Genomic DNA, 20,126 nt, shown 5'->3' on the forward strand with positions numbered 1-20,126 from the left:
CACCGGACCTACGCCGGAAACTGCTAATATCCGGTGAAACGGGTCATGCCCGTAACGAATCAGCGTTTCTGGGCGGCACGCCAGTTGCGCACGGCGGCGAGCGTGTTGCGCACGTGATCCGCCGGACTGAGGTCGCTGTGCGCATAGATGATCTTGCCGTTGGGTGCGATGACATAGCTGGTGCGGTTGGTGGCATCGCGGCCCTGAATCTGGCGGCCCAGCGCGACGTCATAGCCCCGGATCACATCCGCACTGGCGCTGGCGACCGGGAATTTGCCCGCACAATCCTTGGCCGAAAAATCGCGCAACTTATCCACAGGATCGGCCGACATGCCGATCACCGTCGCGCCTGCAGCCTTGAAATCGTCGATCGCCGCAGCGAATGCCGCCGCCTCTGCGCTGCACCCCGGCGTGAAGGCGGCGGGGAAGAAATAGAGCACGACCGGCCCCTTTTTCAGCTGTTTCGCCAGATGGACGGTGAAATCGCGCCCGGCGATCGCGCCCTTGGCGGTGAAGTCGGGCGCCTTGGCCCCCGGCGCAAGTGCGGCGCTGGCCGGCATGGTCAACGGCAGCATCAGGGCGGCAAGAGCGAGTTTCAGGCGCATCGTATCTCTCCTACAGGTCGGCGGGCAGTCTACCGCGTCAGCGCAATCCCGATCCGGGCATGGGTTTCGTGGCGGCGATGATCGTCCAGTGCTTCGCCATAGCCTGTAAAGCCTTGGGCAAAGAGATAGAAGCCAAGATCGCCGTGCAGCCGGGCGAGCGGGTAGGACGCGAACAGCTCGGCCGCGCCGCGCCCGCTGTCGGGACTGCCGCGCACGGTCAGTGCGAGCTTGAGGCTGTCGGGCTTGACCAGCGCGAGGCCCAGCGCGCCATTGCCCCAATAGCGGTCGAGATCGGGCGCCACCCCCTGTTTGCCGACATAGACCCAGGCCTGGGGCGTCACCTCGGCGCGCCAGCTGTCACCCAGATCGAACGCCTTGGTCGCGCGCAGGAAGATGCGGTTGGAATCAATCGAGGTCGCCAGTCCCTCGCCGTTCGAGTCATGCCGCCAGCCAAGGGCGATCGTCGCGCTCGGATCGATTGCCCGCTCGACATAGACTTCGGGCGAATAGGTGGTGTGGGCAAAGGGCCCGGACGGGAGGTCGAGCCGCCAGAACATCGTCTGGGTATAGGCAAAGCGCAAATGGCTGAACGCGCCGTCGCCGCCGATCGGCTGGAACGCAAAGCTGAGCTGCAGCTTGCCACCCGAATCGCCCAGGCCGAAGGCGCCATAGACGGGTTCGTGCGGCGTGAACCGGTCGAGAAAGCCAGATCGCGTACCGGAGGATGTCGGGGTCTCACGCTCATCGGCCTCAGCGCCGCGCGGTGCGGCTGCGGGCGCGTCGGCGGTCCAGGGCGCGCCCACCCCGGAAGGCAGCGGCGCACCCGGCAGCGGCCTGGTCACCGGACGGGCGGCGTAGCCGGTCGGAACATAGCGTGCCTTGGCAAAAGCGCCCGGAGCGATCGTGGCCGTAGGGGCGGGCAGGCGTTCGAGGATCAGGCGCGTGCCATCGGCGGCGGTCACCTCGATCGTCCGCGGCCCGTCCGCAGCGACCGGGGCGGCACCCTCGTTGATCAGGATCACCTCGACCCCGCGCAGCGCCGCCGCTTCCGATTCCGGCTGGGTCGGCACGGCGCGCAGCTGCGCCGCAGCGGGCGACGCCATCGTGGCAGCGGTGAACAGGATGAGGCTTCGCATCGCGGACCGAGATGCCAGCGCTGCATGACGTTTGCGAGTCGGAAACGCACATGCCGGCCCGACAACACCCGCGCGGCCCTGATGCAGCGCGAAGCGGGTCGCCCAGCGCCTGGGCAAAACACAAGCTGATCGAATGGCTGCCTAGCCCATGCCGAAGCAACACGAGGATCGCTGAAGCCCGCGGGAAGGCGGTGGGAGTGGCGGAGACGGAGGCTTGGGTTCTTCACCGATCATCGCGATCGCCCCTCGAACTTGGCCTGGCGCAGCGCGATCGCCGCCTGTGACCCGCCATGCCCCGCGCACACGATCACGATATCGAGCCCGGTCATGCGATCAGCCTTCGCGTCGAAGGGAATTCCGGACGCGGTAGCTTAACGACGAGCCCTACGGCACGGCCTTTCGTAAAGTCGGCGGGCAACTGCCCCCACCTTCGCGTATCCCCTTGCCGAAAGTCCGGTTTTCGGTCGACTTCGCCCAACCCACCCGCGATCGTCGCGACGATCACGCTGGCTGTCAGAACACGACGACGCTGCGGATGCTTTCCCCCGCATGCATCAGGTCGAACCCAGCCGTGATGCGATTGAACGAGCCTCCGGAGCGTCGGAACAATTGATGGCGCGGCTAGACATTGATCGCCGCGCCGGTCGGTTCCGAACCGGTTGTTACAATGGCGGTCGCGCGCCGAGTCAGCGCTGTTGGACCATCCCCTTCTGCATCGCCTGTTCGATGAAGGCGTTGACCTCTGCGGTCGCCTGAACTGCGTCGACCTCAAACCGAGTGAGCAGGCTTGCGACCAGTTGTTCGATGGTCTGTGGCGTTTCAAGCAGCTCCCAGATCACCGCCCCGGTTTCGTTGAGGCCGACATATTCCCCGCGTTCAATGTTCAGCATCAGGATTTCGTCGGATACGCTGGCGACCAACCAGCCCTCTGCTCGCGTCAACGTCATTCAGTCACCTCCGGAAAATGCAAGTTGTATCCAAGCTTGCGCATCATCACGCCATGCGCGCTTTCGATTGCACGCACCTGATTGTCGGTCAGTTCCTCACGCCAGCCCCCGGCCCTGCCCGACCGGAAGAATCGGCCGCCCCCGCCGCCATGGGACGGTGCCTCGCGAAATCCTTCGCGCTCCTCTTGCGTGCGTACCACGTCGAAATCGGCAAAGCTGACGGCGCGCGCCGCCTCCGTGACGCCGAGCGAGACGCCACAAAATGCCAAGGCCTCGACCAATGTCCGGACCGGATCGCGGTGTAGTGCCTCATAGGCGACGAGGTGGACCGGGACATCCTGCTGCTCGAGCCACGATGCTGCATGTCCGCTCCAGCTGCTCAGCCGCTGACGCAGCTGGTTGCGCTGCGCCGTAACGATGTCGCACAGCCCGGCCCCGGGATCGGCCATGACCCGGATCGCCTGGTCGAGATCGCGACCGAGATGGTTGGCAAACGACGCCGCGACGTCGCGTGGATCGCGGACAATCAGGATCGCCCCCATTGCTCCGTCCGCTCCACCCAGCAAGGGTCTGCCATCGGTCAGCCGGTGGTAGGCGTCATGGACCTTGCAGAAGCTGAGGTGACCGACCGGCGTCGGCGCGGGCGGACGTGCCGCCGCCAGAGGGTCTCCGGCCGCGTACATCAGCGGGCGCAGCGCATCGCATTCGTCATGCGTCAGCAAACCCGATGGCAGGTGCAAGGCGCGTTCGAACCAGTCGCGCGCACTGGCGATGCCGCCCCGTTTCCCGCCAAAGTCGTTGATGCTGACAGGTTCATCCTGCCCGATATTGGCGAGCAACAGACGCGCCCAAGTGTTTCCCGACTTGGGGTAGGAGGCAAGCCAGACGCGCCGGGTCACGGTGTCCGGTCCAGCCCGCTTTCGCGCCATTGCCGTTCGAGCAGGTCGATCACGGTCGGCAGGTCGGCAAAATCGAGCCGCCGGACGAGATCCGCAACCACCGCCTGGGCGAGCAGCTTGGCAGTCATCTGGAAGTAGAGCTGTTGCTGCCCCATCAGCCGGGTCAGCATTGGGCGATAGGCATTGCGTCGCACGGCACGCGCGGCATCGACCAGATTAAGCGGAATGATCGCAGGCTGCGCCGTCCGCCGGTCCTCTTTCAGGGCGTAGATCGCAGTTACCGGCAACGGCGTTTCCTGCGCCACCGACTGTTTCGGCGTTACATAGAATTTGTTCAACTCGGGCCGCACCGCCGCCCCCACGCGTGCGTCGACAGCCAGCTGGTCGACCGCCTCCTGCCATAATTTATGCTGCCGCCCATCGGCGAACAGCATCACGCGTCCGGACGTCTCGCGCAGCGCGCAAAAATCGTCGTTGACCAGCGGATAACCGCGCTCGACCAGCGCTGCGCCGATCGTTGATTTGCCGGCACCGGACGGCCCGCAGAATAGCACTGCCCCCGCTCCCACCCGGACCGCGCTGGCATGCAGCACCACATCCTCCCGCTGATGCAGCAGTGCGCCCATACCGGTCGACGCGATAAAGGCGGCCGCGTCGGCATCGCTTTCGCCGAGCATGACATAGTCGATCGTGCGTCCGTGACTGACCAGCATATCCACGATGCCGGGAACGCGCAGACGATATTGGTGCGCCGACAACATCCAGTTGGGGCCGGTTTCCTGAACATCGGCCATGGTCGGTAGCGAGTCGACGCGCGTGATCACGACCTCCGGCCCGGCATCGCCTGCCAGTGTGGGCGTGAACGCTGCCAGAACCAGATCACTCGCAACGATGTGCCCGCAAACCAGATAATTCAACAAGCCGAAAGATCCTGTTCGAGCCGGCGCAACAAGCACCGAAAATGCGACGACCAGCTAGCCCATATTCGGTTCGTTGCCATCTGCAAATGCGCCGGCATTTCCAGCCCGGAATAAGCGATCGCCGAATGTCCCGCGCACTGATCGTCCTAGGAAACGCTACCATAATGTTTCGTCACCCAATATGCGCATCTTGACGGCTCTTGCCGCTTACGGCAATCGGGCTTGACTAGCGTCTCGATTGGGGAAAATTGATGACTGACACCAACAGTTTCGATGCTGTGACGGAACAGGCAACTGGCCGCAAGCCATGGGTTGCCCCGGCGCTGATCGCCTCCGATGTACAAGATACGGCGAACAACAACTTGCCGACCTTCATCGAGTCCACGACGCCGACCGACCGGCCGTCCTGATAGCCACGCTTGCCGCTGGGGTCGGATGCCCTGGCAATGACGTTGCCGTGTCCCGCCCGAAATGTGGCATCTTATCACTTGCCTGTAGGTCGCCACGCCGATGGAGAACAACATGACCTCCAACCGTACCGACACTTGCTTGCCCGAGAGCTATCCCGCTGGCCGCAAGCCATGGGTGGCCCCGGCGCTGATCGCCTCCGACGTGCAAGATACGGCGAACAACGAGCTGCCGACCTTCATCGAGTCCACGGTGCCGAGCGACCGACCGTCCTGAGCGGCTTTAATCCGCGGTTTCGCGTTTTCAGTTGAAACCGCGGAACCAGGCGATGTGTCGCGCGGTCAGATAAAGCCGCGCGATCGTTGCGAGCTGGACCGGATCGGCCTTTTCGAGGCGGTCCGGTGCCAGATCTGAAAGCAACCGGTCGATATCGATGGCGTCGCGCAGCTCCGCTTTGTCGCGCCAGCGTTCAAAATCGCCGCGCATCGTTTCTGCCGCCTCGCGCAGCACATCCAGGCTCTGCGGCAATAGCCACTCCTGCGAATTCTCGCGCGTCGAGAACTCAGGCGGCAGGACCTTGGCAAAAGCGGATCGCGCCAACATGCGGCTGCGGCCACCGACACGCTGAACATCATCGGGGATGGCCAACCCGAATTCGATCAGCCGCCGGTCAAGCATCGGACGGACGAGTTCCAGTCCCCGTGCAGCGGCTTCATTGGCATTATTCTGGCGCGCGCGCGATTGCAGCAGGTCGAGTGTGCGAAGCCGCGCCGCACGATCCCGGACCCGGGTCCGCTGCGGCATCTGCACCGCGCCTTCCGCCACCAGTGGATCGAGTTGGTCCGGGCGGCAATAATGCCGGGTCCAGTAGATGCCGTCACGCTCGGGTGCACCGTGCCGCCAGCGCCGGAACCATTCGGGCATCATCGCACCCAGCATCAGCCGCAGCGCCCCGACCCGCGACCCCGCCGCCTCGCCCCGCGCCTCGCGCCACAGCTTCGCGAAGCTGCGCGACGCCCATAATGCATCGAGCCGGGCGGGCGTTCGCGGGTTGATCGTTTCGTCACCCCCGATCCCGTCGAACGCGGTCCGCGCGCCGCGCCGACGCAAGCTGGCGTACATGCCGTCGAACACGAAGCCGAGCTGCAACGGCACATCGTCCGAGACATGATCGGCCATGCCGCCCCGGTCGAGCGGACTTTCGTCCGACCGGACCCACCATTCATGGTCGAGATCGGGCATATGATCGTGGCACCATTGCGCGCCCTCCCGCGCATCGAATGCGCGGGTCTCGACGGTGCCGCCATCGGGGGCCATGGCGGAGGTCACGCTCACCACCCGATGGCCTAGCTCTGCCGCGGGCGCACGGGCAAGCCCGGCGATGATCGCGCTATCGAACCCGCCGCTGAGCAACAGGCCCGGCGGATCGATCAGGCGCCGTACCCGGCACGCAATCGCCTCCCCCACCAGACGGCGATAGGTTTCGTGGTAATAGGACGCATCGCGCCCCTCATGCTCGGCCGCCGCATGGGGCCGCCAATAGCATGTGTCGGTCGCATCGCCGTCTGCCGTGATGCTGCGCACGGTGCCGCCCCGGATCGTCCCGATGCCCGGAACCAGACCGCTGTTCGCGCTCGACCGGAAATCGCGGACAACCGAGCGCATCAGTCGGGTCGGGTCGAGGTCGCGCGGCACCTCATGCAATGCCATCAGCCCCTTGGCCTCGGTCGCGAAGGCCGCAAACCCGTCTCCCCGGTACCAGTGGATGCCACGCATCCCGATCGGATCGCGCGCGATGACGAGCGTCTTTCGTTCCGCATCCCACACCGCGAACACGAAATCGCCCAGAAGCCGGTCCGCGCACTCCGCACCCCAGGCGCGATAAGCGGCAAGGATGACGTCGCTGTCCGACATCCGCGCCAGATCGTCCGGGCTGATCGCCAGCGCCCGCGCAATCTCATCACGATTGTCGATCCGGGCATCGGCCACCAGCGTCAGGCTGCCGCTGGTCACCGGCTGGCGTTCAAACCGGTCTTCCCGGTTGACGCGCAACAGACAGTGACCAAGTCCGGCATTACTCAGCCGGATGTGGCGGATACCATCCGGCCCGCGCGCCTGCAGCGCCACCCCCATCCGCTTCAACGCGTCATCGGTTACGGGACTTCCGTCGAACCGGATGATGCCAAACACCGCACTCACGTTTTTCAGGGACTTTCTTGCAGCGAACGAAGCGAACTGAGCGTCGCGTGATGTCTAGTCGGTTACCCCGATCAACGCCATTTGCAACAGGGTGGTCAGAGCTTCGGCAAATTCGGCATCCGTTGGCATCGCGCCCACCGCAGCTGCCAGCGCCCCCAGCGTGATCCGGTTCTCCGCCGTCACAGTGGCGAGCAGGCGGCGCGACAGTGCCGACAGCCGTGACGGTCGACCGCCGAGCACCACCACCGCTTCGCCAGACACATCGGTTTTCAGATCGACCGGCCGCCGGAGCGCCGATGTCAGCACCATTGTCGGGTCGAGCATGCAGCCCTGCGCGGCGTTGACGAACGGCAGCAGCTCGCGGCTCGACCGCTGATCGTCGAAAAACGCCTCGACCGAAATGTCGTCGATCAGCGCGTGCAGCGCCCCCTTGACCGCTGCAATGCGCGGAGCCCGCTCCGCGGAACTGATCGTACTGCCCAGATCGCGACGCAACACGGGATCGTCGGCCGCGCGAATCACCAGCCAGCGCAGCAGGTCGACCCCGGTCGGCTCGGTCAGGCCAAAAGTCAGATGCACGGAGGGTGCGCGTTCCGGCAACGTCGAATGCACCTCGCCGCGTGGCAGATAGAGCAGGTCGCCGGCCACCATTATCTGGTCCCACACGGGAGCCGGGGCCTGACCGACCTGCGCCCCGACCAGCGGGTAGGGCTGCGGCTCGCCATGGGAATACCATCGCTTGGCTCCGTAGCATTGGAGCACGAGCACATCGTGCCCATCGCTATGTGGGCGGAACGCTGCCTTGTCGCCGATCGTGACATAAGCGTTGACGCCACAGCGCACGCCAAGCGCACGCTCGATTGCCGCCGCGAGCGCACCGATCGCCGGCACGCAACGCCCGATGTCGTTGAGCGACAGCGTCGCCCCCTGACGCAGGAAGGACTGTATGGCATCGAGCCGCAATCCGCCCGCATCGGTATACAGCGACGGCATCGCTTCGGTCCCGCTGACCAGCACACGCAACTGGTCCACCGCCAGGGTGCCGCTTGCGAGCAGCCGGTCGATCGTCAGAAACGAGAAAAGCCCGGCGGCGGCGTCTCCATCGATCGCCGCTGGCCCACTCCAGCGCGTCTTTTCAGCAAAAGCCTGCCTGAACGCCTTCTCGCCGTCGCCCGTCAGGTCTTGAAGAGTCATGATCTGCATCCCGCCGCTGGTAAGCCGTCGCGACCGATCAGGATAGACGGCACGTTTGAGGGACCGACGGCAAGAAGCCGGATGTCGGTATCAATGGACGAACGGTGGGGGGGGTAAATGGCCCCTGTTACGGGACGGGGCGCGAGGCACTCTCGGCACGCGCCTTGGAGTTGACCATCCTCACGGCGGTCCGCACCAGCGAAGCGCTCCAGGCGAGCTGGAGCGAATTCGATCTGAGCGCAGGACGATGGATCATCCCGGCCGATCGGATGAAGGCGGGCAAGGAGCACCGCGTGCCGCGTTCGCCGCCGGCTCTCGAACTTCTCGAGTCGCTTCCGCGGGTCGCCCCCTTCGTCTTCCCGGGCCTCAATACGGGAAAGCCGCTGTCCAGCATGGCGATGGAGATGGTCCTTAGCCGGATGGAAGTGACCGACTGCACGGTGCACGGTTTTCGGTCCAGCCTCCGCGACTTGTGTGGGGAGAAGACCGCGTTCCCTCGGGATATCGCCGAAATGGCCCTCGCCCATGCGGTGGGGGCGATGTCGAGCGCGCGTACCGGCGCGGGGATGCTCTCGAGAAGCGGCGCGAACTCATGGCGCAATGGGGCGCCTATGCGACATCCCTCAACCCTAAAACCAACCCTAAAGACTGATCCGATTTGCCGCGAACGCGGGCGTCCCAGCACGACGCCGACTGGTCCTAAACGCTTGAACCGTGGGCTATTTCGGTCGGATGCGACCGATGGCAGACAGATAAATGGCGGAGACGGAGGGATTCGAACCCTCGGTACGGTTCCCCGTACGACGCTTTAGCAAAGCGTTGGTTTCAGCCACTCACCCACGTCTCCGGATGCCTGCGGCGAAGGCGCGCTATAGCGAGCGTCTGGCTAGCGATCAATGGGCCGATTTGCGGCGGCTGGGCGCGAAATCGACTCGGGTCATCGCCGGTTCATTGCCGCGCCGCCATCGCCGGGCGTACATGCGAGACTGCGGAGGGACTATATGCGACGATTGATGCGGTGGATCGGAATGGCGCTTGCTGTGCCGGCGCTGGCGGTGGCGCCCGTGCAAGCGCAGAGCATCCAGAAGGTCGATCCCGATACCGCCATCGACGCCGATCTCGACCGACCACAGACTGCAATTCCCGCGCAGCCCGCGCCACGCGACGAGCCGGTCGATCCCGGCGCGCCCTATGAAGCGCCACCCGCCGAGGCCGCGCAGTCGGCGACTCCGGTGGAACAGGCTGCGGGGCAGAGCAGCACCCAGGCTGGTGGCCTGACCAAGCCGGAAGCACCCGTCACGTTCGACCGGGTTCGCCTGGTGTCGGCGGCCGAGGACGTGTTCGGCAAGGGCGCGACCGGGCTGGCCGCGCTGATCGAGGATATCCTGAAGGATCAGGGCGAGCCGAATGCCTATATCGCCGGATCCGAAGGCTCGGGTGCCGTGGTCGTCGGATTGCGCTATGGATCGGGCAAGATGATCCACGCGGTCGAAGGTGAGCGCGACGTTTATTGGACCGGGCCGTCGGTCGGCTTCGACATCGGCGGCGACGCCAACAAGGTGTTCGTGCTAGTCTACAATCTCTACGACAGCCAGGAGCTGTACAAGCGCTTCCCGGCCGGCGAGGGCCGCCTCTATTTCGTCGGCGGCTTTTCCGCCACCTATCTGCGTCGCGGCGATGTGGTGCTGATCCCGGTGCGGCTGGGCGTCGGGTGGCGCGCGGGGGCCAATGTCGGCTATATGAAGTTCAGCGAAAAGCGGCGCTGGTTGCCGTTCTGATCGGCCTTCTATTCCGGCGCGTGCCCCGCTAGGCGGGACGGATGCCAGTCAGCCAAGCCGATATCGACCTTGCCCTGCGCCTTGCCGAAGCGGCGGGCGCGGCGATCCGCCCCTATTTCCGCGCCGAACACGGGCTGGAGGCGAAGGACGACGCCTCGCCCGTCACGCTGGCGGACAAGGCGGCGGAGGCGGCGATGCGCCGTCTGATCGTCGCCGAACGCCCGATGGACGGCATCATCGGGGAGGAAGAGGGGCCGCGCGAAGGCAGCAGCGGGCGGACCTGGGTGCTCGACCCGATCGACGGGACGCGCAGCTTCATCGTCGGGCGACCGATTTTCGGCACGCTGATCGCGTTGATGGAGGATGGCTGGCCGGTGCTGGGCATCATCGACCAGCCGATCATCGACGAACGCTGGCTCGGCGTGACCGGACGTCCGACACTGTTCAACGGCAAGCCAGCCGAATCGCGCAGGTGCCGCCAGCTGTCACAGGCGCTGCTCGCCACCACCTCCCCAGCTTTGTTCACCGATGGCCAGCTCCACGCATTCGAACATGTCGACGCGGCGGTGATGAGCACCGTGCTGGGCGGCGACTGCTATAACTACGGGCTGGTCGCGTCGGGGTATCTCGACCTGGTAATCGAGGCGGGGCTGAAGCTGCACGATTTCGCAGCGCTGGTCCCGGTGGTCGAGGGCGCGGGCGGGCGGATGTGCGACTGGCAGGGCGATCCGCTGCACGCGGGGAGCACTGGCGAGGTGATCGCGGCGGGCGACCCGGCGCGAATCGAGGAAATCGTCGAGGCGCTTGGCTGCCGGGGGCATTGAGATGCTGCGCCTGCACCGCGGCTATGCGCTGGCGGCGGTGACGCTGTTCGCGATCGAGGTGGTGATCGCGCTCTATGTCCGCGACCGATTCGTGCGGCCGCATCTGGGCGACACGCTCGCGGTGCTGTTGGTCTATTGTGGACTGCGCGCAGCCACGCGCATTGCGGTGGTCCCGGCAGCGGCGGCAGCGTTCGCGGTCGCGGCGCTGGTCGAGCTGGGGCAGTTGATCGGCATTCTCGACCTGCTCGGCTGGCGCGACAGCCCGCTCGCGCGCACGCTGCTTGGCACCGGATTCGACTGGAAGGATTTCCTTGCCTACGCCGCCGGGGCAGGTGTCGCCGTGCTGGCCGAACGCATGCTCGGGCGTGGTTGAAGGATCAGAGGCGCGGCTCGGTGGCGCAACCGGTTGCCAAACCGCCCCCAACCCGCTAAGCGCCCGCCTTTCCGCGATTCAGGAACCGCCCGGCTAACAAGGGCTGCCGTGGCTGTTCGAGAATTCGTCGCGCGTAAAAGGAGACGAAAATGCCCAAGATGAAGACCAAGAGCGGTGTGAAGAAGCGCTTCAAATTCACCGCAACGGGCAAGGTGAAGCACGGCGTCGCCGGCAAGCGTCACCGCCTGAGCAGCCATAACGCGAAGTATATTCGCACCAACCGCGGCACGTCGGTCCTGTCCGAAGCTGATGCCGGCCATGTGCGCCTCTGGGCGCCCTACGGCCTCAAGTAAGGAGTAGCAGACCATGGCACGTGTCAAACGTGGTGTAACCACCAAGGCGAAGCACAAGCGGATTTTGGATCAGGCGAAGGGCTATTATGGCCGTCGCAAGAACACCATCCGCATCGCACGCCAGGCCGTCGAGAAGGCCGGCCAGTATGCCTATCGCGACCGCAAGGTTAAGAAGCGCAGCTTCCGCGCCCTGTGGATCCAGCGCATCAACGCCGGCGTCCGCGCCGAGGGCCTGACCTATTCGCAGTTCATGCACGGGCTGAAGCTCGCCGGCATCGAACTGGACCGGAAGGTCCTCGCCGACATCGCTATGCACGAAGGTGAAGCGTTTACCGCTATCATCGCGCAGGCGAAGGCGGCTCTGCCCCAGGCCGCCTGAGGCGACCTGTAGCGACCGAATATGGGGCGCCGGTGGACCATCCACCGGCGCCCTTTTTCTTGACCGGGAAGGCATCGCGCGATGACGCTCCAGACCTGGTGGCTCTATGTCACCGCCGTGTTCCTGATCTCAGCGACGCCGGGGCCGAACATGCTCCACGTCATGGTGCAGAGCATCCATCACGGCGCGCGCCGGTCGGTTGCGTCGATGCTGGGGTTGATGACGGCCAATATGGTGTGCCTGCTTGCATCGGCTGCCGGGCTGGGCGCGTTGCTCAAGGCCTCGCCCATGCTGTTCGATGCGCTGCGCTATGCCGGGGTCGGCTATCTCGTCTGGCTGGGGATCAAGGCGTGGCGCGCGCCGGTCGCGGGCGGCGATGCCACGGCGGAGAAGCCCGCCCCGCCATCCTTGATCGCGATGTTCGGCACGGGGCTCGGCACCGGCTTTTCCAACCCCAAGCTGATCATCTTTGCCGCCGCGCTGTTTCCGCAGTTCATCAACACCAGCGCGCCGTTCGCCCCGCAGCTCACCGTCCTGATCGCCAGCTTTGCGGTGATCGAGGCATTCTGGTTCAGCATGTACGCGCTGGGCGGCCGCTCGCTCGCCGCGTGGCTTGCGCCGGCCAACCGCCAGCGGCTGTTCAACCGCGTGACCGGCGGCGTGTTCATCGCGTTCGGCGTCGCTTTGCTCGGCAGTCGGGCTTGACCTTCGCGCCTGACTGCGGTTCGGGCCACTAGACCATTGAACGGAATTCCGATGACCGATCTTGACCAATTGAAGGCCGACCTTCTCGCCGCGATCGACGCGGCCGCCGGCGTCGATGCGCTGGAGGCGGTGCGCGTCCAGGCGCTGGGCAAACAGGGCAGCGTTACCGGCCTGCTCAAGACACTGGGCGGGATGAGCGCTGAAGAGCGGCAGGAGACCGGCCCGCGCATCCATGGCCTGCGCGAGGCGGTGACCGAGGCGTTGGCGGCGCGCAAGGCGACACTGGAAAGCGCGGCGCTGGAGGCGAAGCTCGCCAGCGAGACGCTCGACATGACCCTGCCAGTCGATGGCGTCGCAGCAGGCACGGTCCACCCGATCAGCCAGGTGATGGACGAGCTCGCCGAAATCTTCGCCGATTTGGGCTTCGCCGTCGCGACGGGGCCGGAGATCGAGGACGACTGGCACAATTTCACTGCGCTCAACATTCCCGAGACGCATCCGGCGCGCGCGATGCACGACACCTTCTATCTCGCGGGCGAGCATGAGCGGCCAATGGTGCTGCGCACCCACACCAGCCCCGTGCAGATCCGCACGATGACGTCGCAACAGCCGCCGATCCGCATCATCGCGCCGGGCCGCGTCTATCGCAGTGACAGCGACGCGACCCACACGCCGATGTTCCACCAGATCGAAGGGCTGGTGATCGACAAGGGGATCACGCTCGGCCACCTCAAATGGACGCTCGAGACCTTCCTCAAGGCCTATTTCGAGCGTGACGACATCGTGCTGCGCCTGCGCCCGAGCTATTTCCCGTTCACCGAGCCGAGCGCGGAGGTGGACGTTGGTTTCACGTGGATCAATGGCAAGCGCGTGATCGGCGGGTCCGGCGATGCCGAGGGCGGCGGCTGGATGGAGGTGCTGGGCAGCGGCATGGTCCACCGCCGGGTGATCGAAGCCTGCGGGCTGGACCCAGACGAATGGCAGGGCTTTGCCTTCGGCACCGGGGTCGATCGGCTGGCGATGCTCAAATATGGGATGGATGATTTGCGCGCATTCTTCGACGGCGATTTGCGCTGGCTGAAGCATTACGGCTTCTCGGCGCTCGACGTGCCCACGCTGTCGGGGGGAGTCGGCGCATGAAGTTCACGCTGAGCTGGCTCAAGGAGCATCTCGACACCGACGCCGATCTGACCGCGATCCTCGATTGCCTGAACCGCATCGGGCATGAGGTCGAGGGCGTGGAGAATCCCGGCACTGCGCTGGCGGCGTTCAAGGTTGCCCGCGTGCTGACTGCCGAGCGCCATCCGCAGGCCGACAAGCTGCAGGTGCTGACCGTCGATGCCGGAGACGGCGCGCCGCTGCAGATCGTATGCGGCGCCCCTAATGCGCGTGCTGGCCTGGTCGGCGTGCTCGGCCTGCCCGGCGCGACCGTCCCGGCCAACGGCATGGTGCTTAAGGTCGCGGCGGTGCGCGGCGTCGAATCGAACGGCATGATGTGCTCCAGCCGCGAGCTGGAACTGGGCGATGATCATGACGGCATCATCGAACTGCCCGAGGACGCGCCGGTCGGCACTGCGTTCCCGGACTATGCTGGTCTCGACGATCCGGTCATCGACGTTTCGATCACGCCGAACCGTCAGGATTGCATGGGCGTGCGCGGTATTGCCCGCGACCTTGCCGCTGCAGGTCTTGGCACGCTCAAGCCGCTCGACGCGGTGGTGTCGGGGCTTCCCGCAATCGTGGCGGAGGGCGCCGGGCCGGATGTCCGGACCGACGATACCGAGGGCTGTCCGGCCTTTTACGGGCAGATCGTACGCGGCGTGAAGAACGGGCCGTCGCCCGAGTGGCTGCAGCGTCGCCTGAAGGCGGTGGGGCAGAAGCCGATCTCAGCGCTGGTCGACATCACCAACTTCGTGATGTTCGGGCTGGGGCGCCCGCTCCATGTCTATGATCTCACGACGCTCAACGGCGGCCTGGCCGCGCGCAAGGCGCAGGCAGGCGAAGCGGTGCTCGCACTCAACGGCAAGAGCTACACACTCGACACGACGATGACGGTGATCGCCGATGATGCGGCGGTGCACGATATTGGCGGCATCATGGGCGGCGAACATTCGGGGTGCAGCGACACCACGACCGATGTGCTGATCGAATGCGCCTATTTCGATCCCGAACATATCGCCCGCACCGGGCAGAAGTTGCTGCTGACCAGCGACGCGCGCACCCGTTTCGAGCGCGGTGTGGATCCCGAGTTTCTCGACGATGGGCTGGCGATCGCCACGCGGCTGGTGCTGGCGCTGTGCGGCGGCACCGCAAGTGAAGTAACACGCGCGGGCAGCGTGCCCCGCGTCGGCATCACCACCGGTTACGACCCGCGTCTCGCCGAGACGCTCGGCGGCCTGGCCATCCCGGCGGAGCGGCAGAAGGACATCCTCGAATCGCTCGGCTTCACCGTCCAGCCGCTCGACGCCAATGGCGACCCGTGCGAGCTCACCGACATGTGCGACGGTTTCCGCGTCACCGCGCCGAGCTGGCGGCGCGATATCGACGGCCCCGCCGATCTGGTCGAGGAAGTGATTCGGATCGAGGGGATCGACAAGGTTCCCTCCACCCCCCTGCCCCGCGCGCCCGGGGTCGCCAAGCCGACCGCGACCCCCGAGCAGAAGCTGGAGCGCCGCATCCGCCGCACCGCCGCCGCACGCGGCCTCAACGAAGCGGTGACGTGGAGCTTCATCTCCGAGAGCGAGGCCGCAGCGGTCGGCGGCGGCGCCTGGACGCTGGCTAACCCGATCAGCGAGGACCTGAAGGTCATGCGCCCCTCGCTGCTGCCCGGGCTGATGATGGCGGCGGCGCGCAACGTGAAGCGCGGCGCGACGAGCGTGCGGCTGTTCGAACTCGGTCGCCGCTATCTGGCCGGCGGCGAGAAGCTGACCCTCACCGTCCTGCTCGCGGGCGACCGCAACCCGCGCGGTTGGGCGAACGGCAAGGCCCAGCCCTTCGGTGCCTTCGACGCCAAGGGTGAGGCGCTGGCGCTGCTCGAGGCCGCCGGTGCACCGGTCGGGAACCTTCAGGTCATGGGAGAAGCGGGCGCGGCCTGGCACCCCGGTCAGTCGGCGACGCTGCGGCTGGGCCCCAAGACGGTGCTCGCCGCCTTCGGCATGCTTCACCCGAGCCTGACCAGGAAGTTCGACCTCGACGGCCCGGTCGCGGCAGTCGAGATCTTCCTCGACGCGATCCCCGCCAAGCGCGCGACGGGCTTCGCGCGCCCGGTCTACACGCCCCCGGCGCTGCAAGCGGTGACGCGCGACTTCGCGTTCATCGTGCCAAGCGCGCTGGCGGCGGGCGACCTCGTCCGCGCGGTCAAGGGTGCGGACAAGGCGGTGATCACCGACGCGCGGCTGTTCGACCTGTTCACCGGCGCGGGCGTCGAGGACGGCAAGAAGAGCCTCGCGGTCGAAGTGACGCTGCAACCCGGCGAGAAGAGCTTCACCGACGCCGAGATCAAGGCGGTGGCGGACAAGGTCGTCGCTGCGGCGGCGAAGCTGGGCGCGGTGCTGCGGGGCTGAGTCGTGGCCGCTACCCGGCCAGAGGTCGGGTAGCGGCGGCGCGCTGCCGTCTGCGCCACGTCCAAACGCACAAGACCATGCCTCCCAGCCCTCCGATGCCGTAGCTGACGCTATGGGCGAAGCCGACTGCCAGGAAGGCGACATGGCGGTCGTCCGGGACACGATCGGCCAACTCGCCGATAAGCCAGATGACCTTCTGCGCGGCGAGGAACGCGCCAACGACACCGCCGACCGCTGCCCCGCCAGCACTGATCAGCATAAGCCGGATAATCCCGGCGCGCACGTCACTGACGTTGAGCTTTGGGGCACGCCCCAGCCGGGCGGCCATTGCAAGCAGGAGCCCGAGGATCAGACCAATCCACCAAGTTGCAATGACGCCCCAGCCGAGCGCGAGAAGAAACGGTGAGTCCGTAGCAAATATGGGTGGATGCCCGATCGTGAAATACTCGACGCACAGGTGCGCGGTCACCTGATCGTGCAGGACGCCATAAAAGACCGCTGCCACGATCGCGAACAGAATGATTTTCAGCGACTCCATGGCGCTCCCCGCTCGCGCGATCATTGCAGCGCGTCGGACGAATGACCATAGGGCAGACGTCTTCAGCGAAAGGACCGTTGTCATGCCCACCGTACTCATCACCGGCGCGACTGCAGGGATCGGCGAGGCGGCGGTGCATGCCTTTGCCGATTCGGGCTGGCATGTCGTCGCCACCGGACGTCGCGCAGACCGGCTGACGGCGCTCAAGAGCGACAGCGTCCACACGCTCGAATTCGACATTCGCGACGAGGCCGCGCGCGATGCGGCGCTGGCGTCGCTGCCCGAACCGTTCGCGGGGATCGACCTGCTGATCAACAATGCCGGGCTCGCCCGGGGCCTTGAAAAGGCGCAGCAGGCCGATCTCGATAACTGGAAGACGATGGTCGACACCAACGTCACCGCGATGATGTCGATCACGCACAAGCTGCTGCCGATGCTGATCGCGCGGCGCGGCGCAATCATCAATCTCGGCTCGGTCGCCGGCAGCTATGTCTACCCCGCCGGCAATGTCTATGCCGGGACCAAGGCGTTCGTGAACCATTTCAGCCTCGCGCTGCGCGCCGATCTGCACGGCACCGGGGTGCGCGTCACCTCGATCGAGCCGGGCATGGTCGAGACCGAGTTCATGACCGTGCGCACCGGGGGCGACCAAGCCGCATCCGACCACCTCTATGCCGGGGTCAACCCGATGACGCCCGAGGATATCGCCGACACGCTGCTGTGGGTCGCGACGCTGCCGCCGCATCTCAACATCAACCGGCTTGAGCTGATGCCGGTGAACCAGGATTTCGCCGGGTTCGCCGTTCATCGCGAAGGCTGAGATGATCGCGATCGGCAACGGCACGCTCAGCGCGCGGATCGACCCGCTTGGGGCCGAGTTGCTCAGCCTGTGCGATCCGCATGGCCGCGAGCTGATGACCGACGCCGACCCGACCTATTGGACCGGGCACGCGCCGTTGCTGTTCCCGATCGTCGGGCGGCTGAACGGCGATACGTTGCGCGTCGACGGGCGCGACTATGCAATGAAGCAGCATGGCTTTGCGCGGCGGCGCGTGTTCGCCGTGACCGAGTCGAGCGAAACCCACGCGACCTTCACCCTGCGCGACGATGCGGAAACGCGCGCGGCCTATCCCTTCGCGTTTGAACTGCGCGCGACCTATCGCCTCGATGGCGCAACGCTGGTTACCGAGATCGAGGTCGCCAATCCCGATACCGCAACGGTGCTTCCGGCCAGTTTTGGCTTCCACCCCGCCTTTGCGTGGCCACTGCCCGTCGGCGGCGCGCGGGAGGATCACCGAATCGTCTTCGCGCAGGACGAGCCGGGTGCGCTGGCGACGCTCGAAGCTGGGCTGATCGGGACCGCCGAACGCGCCAGCCCGCTCGACGGGCGAACGTTGCACCTCGCCGACGCCCTTTTCGAAGACGACGCGCTGATCTGGATGGCGCCTGCCAGCCGCGCGGTCCGCTATGGCGGCACGACCGGGCCACAGCTCGACATCGGGTTCGACGGCCTGCCGACGCTTGCGATCTGGACCAAACCGGGCGCAGCATTCGTCTGCATCGAGCCCTGGCAGGGGCATGCCGACCCCGTCGGCTTTACCGGCGATTTCCGCGACAAGCCCGGCGTCGTCGCAATCCCGCCTGGCGAATCGCGCCGCTTTGCCATGCATGTCACCTGGGTCGCCGGGTAGAGTTGGATTCGCCGCGCACTTGCCGCTAGAGGGCCGCGATGCCCGACAATTCGATTCCGGATCGCCGCACCTTTGCGATCATCTCTCACCCTGACGCCGGCAAGACCACGCTGACTGAAAAGCTGCTGCTGTTCGGCGGCGCGATCCATTTGGCCGGCGAGGTCAAGGCGCGCGGCCAGGCGCGGCGCGCGCGATCGGACTGGATGAAGATCGAACAGCAGCGCGGCATTTCGGTGACGTCCTCGGTGATGACGTTCGAGCGGGACGGGGTGACCTTCAACCTGCTCGACACGCCGGGCCACGAGGATTTCAGCGAGGACACCTATCGCACGCTGACCGCGGTCGATTCCGCCGTGATGGTGATCGACGCGGCCAAGGGTATCGAAAGCCAGACGCGCAAGCTGTTCGAAGTGTGCCGGCTGCGCAACGTGCCGATCATCACCTTCGTCAACAAGGTCGATCGCGAAGGCCGCGAGATGTTCGAGATTCTCGACGAGATCGCCGACCTGCTCGCGCTCGACGTCGCGCCGATGACGTGGCCGGTCGGCATGGGCGGGCAGTTCGAGGGCATCTACGACCTGGTCGACCATCGCCTGCTGCTGCCCGAGGGCGACAGCCGCGAATTTCAGGGCAAGGTCGTGCAGACCAGCGGGCTCGACGATCCGCAGCTCGACACGCTGATCTCCGCCCAGACACTGGCAAAGGTGCGCGAAGAGGCCGAGCTGGGCCTCGCCGGCTATGCGACGTTCGACGGCGACGCCTATCGCAATGGCGACCTGACCCCGGTCTATTTCGGGTCGGCGCTCAAGGAATTCGGCGTCGATTCGCTGATCGATGCGATCGCGCGCCACGCTCCGCCGCCGCACGCGCTGCCCGCCGAACCGGCCCCGGTCGCGCCGGACAATCCCGAAGTCACCGGTTTCGTGTTCAAGGTTCAGGCGAATATGGACCCCAACCATCGCGACCGCATCGCGTTCATGCGGCTCGTCTCGGGCACGTTCAAGCGCGGCATGAAGCTGACGCCAAGCGGCCATGGCAAGCCGATCGCGATCCACTCGCCGATCATGTTCTTCGCGCAGCAGCGCGAACTGGCGGACGAGGCGTTTCCGGGCGACATCATCGGCATCCCCAACCACGGCACGCTGCGCGTCGGCGACACGCTGAGCGAAAAGGCGGCGGTGCGCTTTACCGGCCTGCCCAATTTCGCACCGGAAATCCTGCGCCGCGTGGTGCTCAAGGATCCGACCAAGACCAAGCAGCTGCGCAAGGCGCTCGACGACCTGTCCGAAGAGGGCGTGATCCAGGTCTTTTACCCCGAAATCGGGTCGAACTGGATCATCGGCGTGGTCGGACAGCTTCAGCTCGAAGTGCTGCTGAGCCGCCTCGATGCCGAGTACAAGGTTGGCGCGGTGCTCGAACCCGCACCGTTCGACACCGCGCGCTGGGTCGGCGGTGAGGCGGCGGACCTGAAGGAATTCATGGACTTGAACCGCACCGCCATGGCCAAGGACCGCGACGGCAACCCGGTCTTCCTCGCCAAATCGGCCTGGGAAGTCGGCTATATCGCCGACCGCTACTCCCGGGTGAAGTTCATGGCGACGCGCGAGCGGTGAG

Annotated in this window: 21 protein-coding genes, 1 tRNA gene and 1 pseudogene; 14 read left to right on the top strand and 9 right to left on the bottom strand. The window is 65.9% G+C overall.

Annotation, left to right across the window (positions count from 1 at the left end):
• Positions 1-59: 59 nt before the first annotated feature.
• The 5 genes from ACO05N_RS04075 to ACO05N_RS04095 form a co-directional block, all read right to left on the bottom strand.
• The gene (locus tag ACO05N_RS04075; protein WP_422055910.1) at positions 60-605 is read right to left on the bottom strand and encodes a peroxiredoxin; all 546 of its coding nucleotides are present in this window, start codon (positions 603-605) and stop codon (positions 60-62) included.
• Positions 606-634: 29 nt separating this feature from the next.
• Positions 635-1,741: a phospholipase A gene (locus ACO05N_RS04080; RefSeq protein WP_422055911.1), complete on the bottom strand. Its 1,107-nt coding sequence runs from the start codon at positions 1,739-1,741 to the stop codon at positions 635-637.
• A 686-nt stretch (positions 1,742-2,427) separates the two neighbouring features.
• Complete coding sequence (locus ACO05N_RS04085) at positions 2,428-2,688, bottom strand: PqqD family protein (protein ID WP_422055912.1); 261 nt, start codon at positions 2,686-2,688, stop codon at positions 2,428-2,430.
• A complete protein-coding gene (locus tag ACO05N_RS04090; protein WP_422055913.1) occupies positions 2,685-3,587 on the bottom strand; it encodes a sulfotransferase domain-containing protein in 903 nt (300 codons plus the stop codon). The genes ACO05N_RS04085 and ACO05N_RS04090 overlap by 4 nt, the downstream gene beginning before the upstream one ends.
• Positions 3,584-4,504, bottom strand: a complete 921-nt coding sequence (locus ACO05N_RS04095; protein WP_422055914.1) for a hypothetical protein — start codon at positions 4,502-4,504, stop codon at positions 3,584-3,586. The genes ACO05N_RS04090 and ACO05N_RS04095 overlap by 4 nt, the downstream gene beginning before the upstream one ends.
• A 254-nt stretch (positions 4,505-4,758) precedes the next feature.
• Between ACO05N_RS04095 and ACO05N_RS04100 the strand changes: the two genes are divergently transcribed.
• Together ACO05N_RS04100 and ACO05N_RS04105 are read left to right on the top strand one after the other, a co-directional pair.
• On the top strand, positions 4,759-4,917 hold the full coding sequence (locus ACO05N_RS04100; protein ID WP_422055915.1) for a hypothetical protein: 159 nt from the start codon (positions 4,759-4,761) through the stop codon (positions 4,915-4,917).
• 112 nt (positions 4,918-5,029) lie between these two features.
• The gene (locus tag ACO05N_RS04105) at positions 5,030-5,191 is read left to right on the top strand and encodes a hypothetical protein (protein ID WP_422055916.1); all 162 of its coding nucleotides are present in this window, start codon (positions 5,030-5,032) and stop codon (positions 5,189-5,191) included.
• 27 nt (positions 5,192-5,218) lie between these two features.
• Here the strand turns inward: ACO05N_RS04105 and ACO05N_RS04110 are convergent, their stop codons facing one another.
• Together ACO05N_RS04110 and ACO05N_RS04115 are read right to left on the bottom strand one after the other, a co-directional pair.
• Complete coding sequence (locus ACO05N_RS04110; protein ID WP_422055917.1) at positions 5,219-7,114, bottom strand: asparagine synthetase B family protein; 1,896 nt, start codon at positions 7,112-7,114, stop codon at positions 5,219-5,221.
• 54 nt (positions 7,115-7,168) lie between these two features.
• Positions 7,169-8,308 (bottom strand): JmjC domain-containing protein, encoded by a 1,140-nt coding sequence (locus ACO05N_RS04115; protein WP_422055918.1) that lies wholly within the window; start codon positions 8,306-8,308, stop codon positions 7,169-7,171.
• A 104-nt stretch (positions 8,309-8,412) separates the two neighbouring features.
• Between ACO05N_RS04115 and ACO05N_RS04120 the strand changes: the two are divergent.
• Positions 8,413-8,826, top strand: a pseudogene (locus tag ACO05N_RS04120) (tyrosine-type recombinase/integrase); the annotation flags it as partial.
• Between the two features lie 239 nt (positions 8,827-9,065).
• Here the strand turns inward: ACO05N_RS04120 and ACO05N_RS04125 are convergent.
• Positions 9,066-9,155, bottom strand: a tRNA-Ser gene (locus ACO05N_RS04125).
• 166 nt (positions 9,156-9,321) lie between these two features.
• Between ACO05N_RS04125 and ACO05N_RS04130 the strand changes: the two genes are divergently transcribed.
• The 8 genes from ACO05N_RS04130 to pheT all read left to right on the top strand — a co-directional run bounded on the left by ACO05N_RS04130 (position 9,322) and on the right by pheT (position 16,283).
• On the top strand, positions 9,322-10,086 hold the full coding sequence (locus ACO05N_RS04130) for an EipA family protein (RefSeq protein ID WP_422055919.1): 765 nt from the start codon (positions 9,322-9,324) through the stop codon (positions 10,084-10,086).
• A 41-nt stretch (positions 10,087-10,127) separates the two neighbouring features.
• Positions 10,128-10,910, top strand: coding sequence for a histidinol-phosphatase (gene hisN, locus ACO05N_RS04135; protein WP_422055920.1), 783 nt, complete (start codon positions 10,128-10,130; stop codon positions 10,908-10,910).
• Between the two features lies 1 nt (position 10,911).
• Positions 10,912-11,283, top strand: coding sequence for a DUF2809 domain-containing protein (locus ACO05N_RS04140; RefSeq protein WP_422055921.1), 372 nt, complete (start codon positions 10,912-10,914; stop codon positions 11,281-11,283).
• 149 nt (positions 11,284-11,432) lie between these two features.
• Complete coding sequence (gene rpmI, locus ACO05N_RS04145; protein ID WP_066581118.1) at positions 11,433-11,636, top strand: 50S ribosomal protein L35; 204 nt, start codon at positions 11,433-11,435, stop codon at positions 11,634-11,636.
• Between the two features lie 13 nt (positions 11,637-11,649).
• Positions 11,650-12,015, top strand: coding sequence for a 50S ribosomal protein L20 (rplT, locus tag ACO05N_RS04150; RefSeq protein WP_145848216.1), 366 nt, complete (start codon positions 11,650-11,652; stop codon positions 12,013-12,015).
• Between the two features lie 81 nt (positions 12,016-12,096).
• Positions 12,097-12,720 (top strand): LysE family translocator, encoded by a 624-nt coding sequence (locus tag ACO05N_RS04155; protein ID WP_422055922.1) that lies wholly within the window; start codon positions 12,097-12,099, stop codon positions 12,718-12,720.
• Between the two features lie 51 nt (positions 12,721-12,771).
• The gene (gene pheS / locus ACO05N_RS04160) at positions 12,772-13,860 is read left to right on the top strand and encodes a phenylalanine--tRNA ligase subunit alpha (protein ID WP_422055923.1); all 1,089 of its coding nucleotides are present in this window, start codon (positions 12,772-12,774) and stop codon (positions 13,858-13,860) included.
• The gene (pheT, locus tag ACO05N_RS04165) at positions 13,857-16,283 is read left to right on the top strand and encodes a phenylalanine--tRNA ligase subunit beta (RefSeq protein ID WP_422055924.1); all 2,427 of its coding nucleotides are present in this window, start codon (positions 13,857-13,859) and stop codon (positions 16,281-16,283) included. Before pheS ends, pheT begins: the two co-directional genes overlap by 4 nt.
• Before the next feature lie 10 nt (positions 16,284-16,293).
• Here pheT and ACO05N_RS04170 read toward each other — a convergent pair whose 3' ends face one another.
• The gene (locus ACO05N_RS04170) at positions 16,294-16,821 is read right to left on the bottom strand and encodes a hypothetical protein (protein ID WP_422055925.1); all 528 of its coding nucleotides are present in this window, start codon (positions 16,819-16,821) and stop codon (positions 16,294-16,296) included.
• Positions 16,822-16,903: 82 nt separating this feature from the next.
• On the opposite strand from ACO05N_RS04170, the gene ACO05N_RS04175 reads away from it, so the two are divergent.
• From ACO05N_RS04175 to ACO05N_RS04185, 3 genes are read left to right on the top strand one after another with little or no spacing between them, the layout of a single operon-like run.
• Positions 16,904-17,641 carry an SDR family NAD(P)-dependent oxidoreductase gene (locus ACO05N_RS04175; protein ID WP_422055926.1) on the top strand — a complete coding sequence of 246 codons (738 nt, stop codon included), beginning with the start codon at positions 16,904-16,906 and terminating at the stop codon, positions 17,639-17,641.
• A gap of 1 nt (position 17,642) precedes the next feature.
• Complete coding sequence (locus ACO05N_RS04180; RefSeq protein WP_422055927.1) at positions 17,643-18,512, top strand: aldose 1-epimerase family protein; 870 nt, start codon at positions 17,643-17,645, stop codon at positions 18,510-18,512.
• 38 nt (positions 18,513-18,550) lie between these two features.
• A complete protein-coding gene (locus ACO05N_RS04185; protein WP_422055928.1) occupies positions 18,551-20,125 on the top strand; it encodes a peptide chain release factor 3 in 1,575 nt (524 codons plus the stop codon).
• Position 20,126 lies beyond the last annotated feature (1 nt).

This window comes from Sphingomonas sp., assembly GCF_965227385.1.
In the GTDB taxonomy this organism is placed as follows: domain Bacteria; phylum Pseudomonadota; class Alphaproteobacteria; order Sphingomonadales; family Sphingomonadaceae; genus Sphingomonas.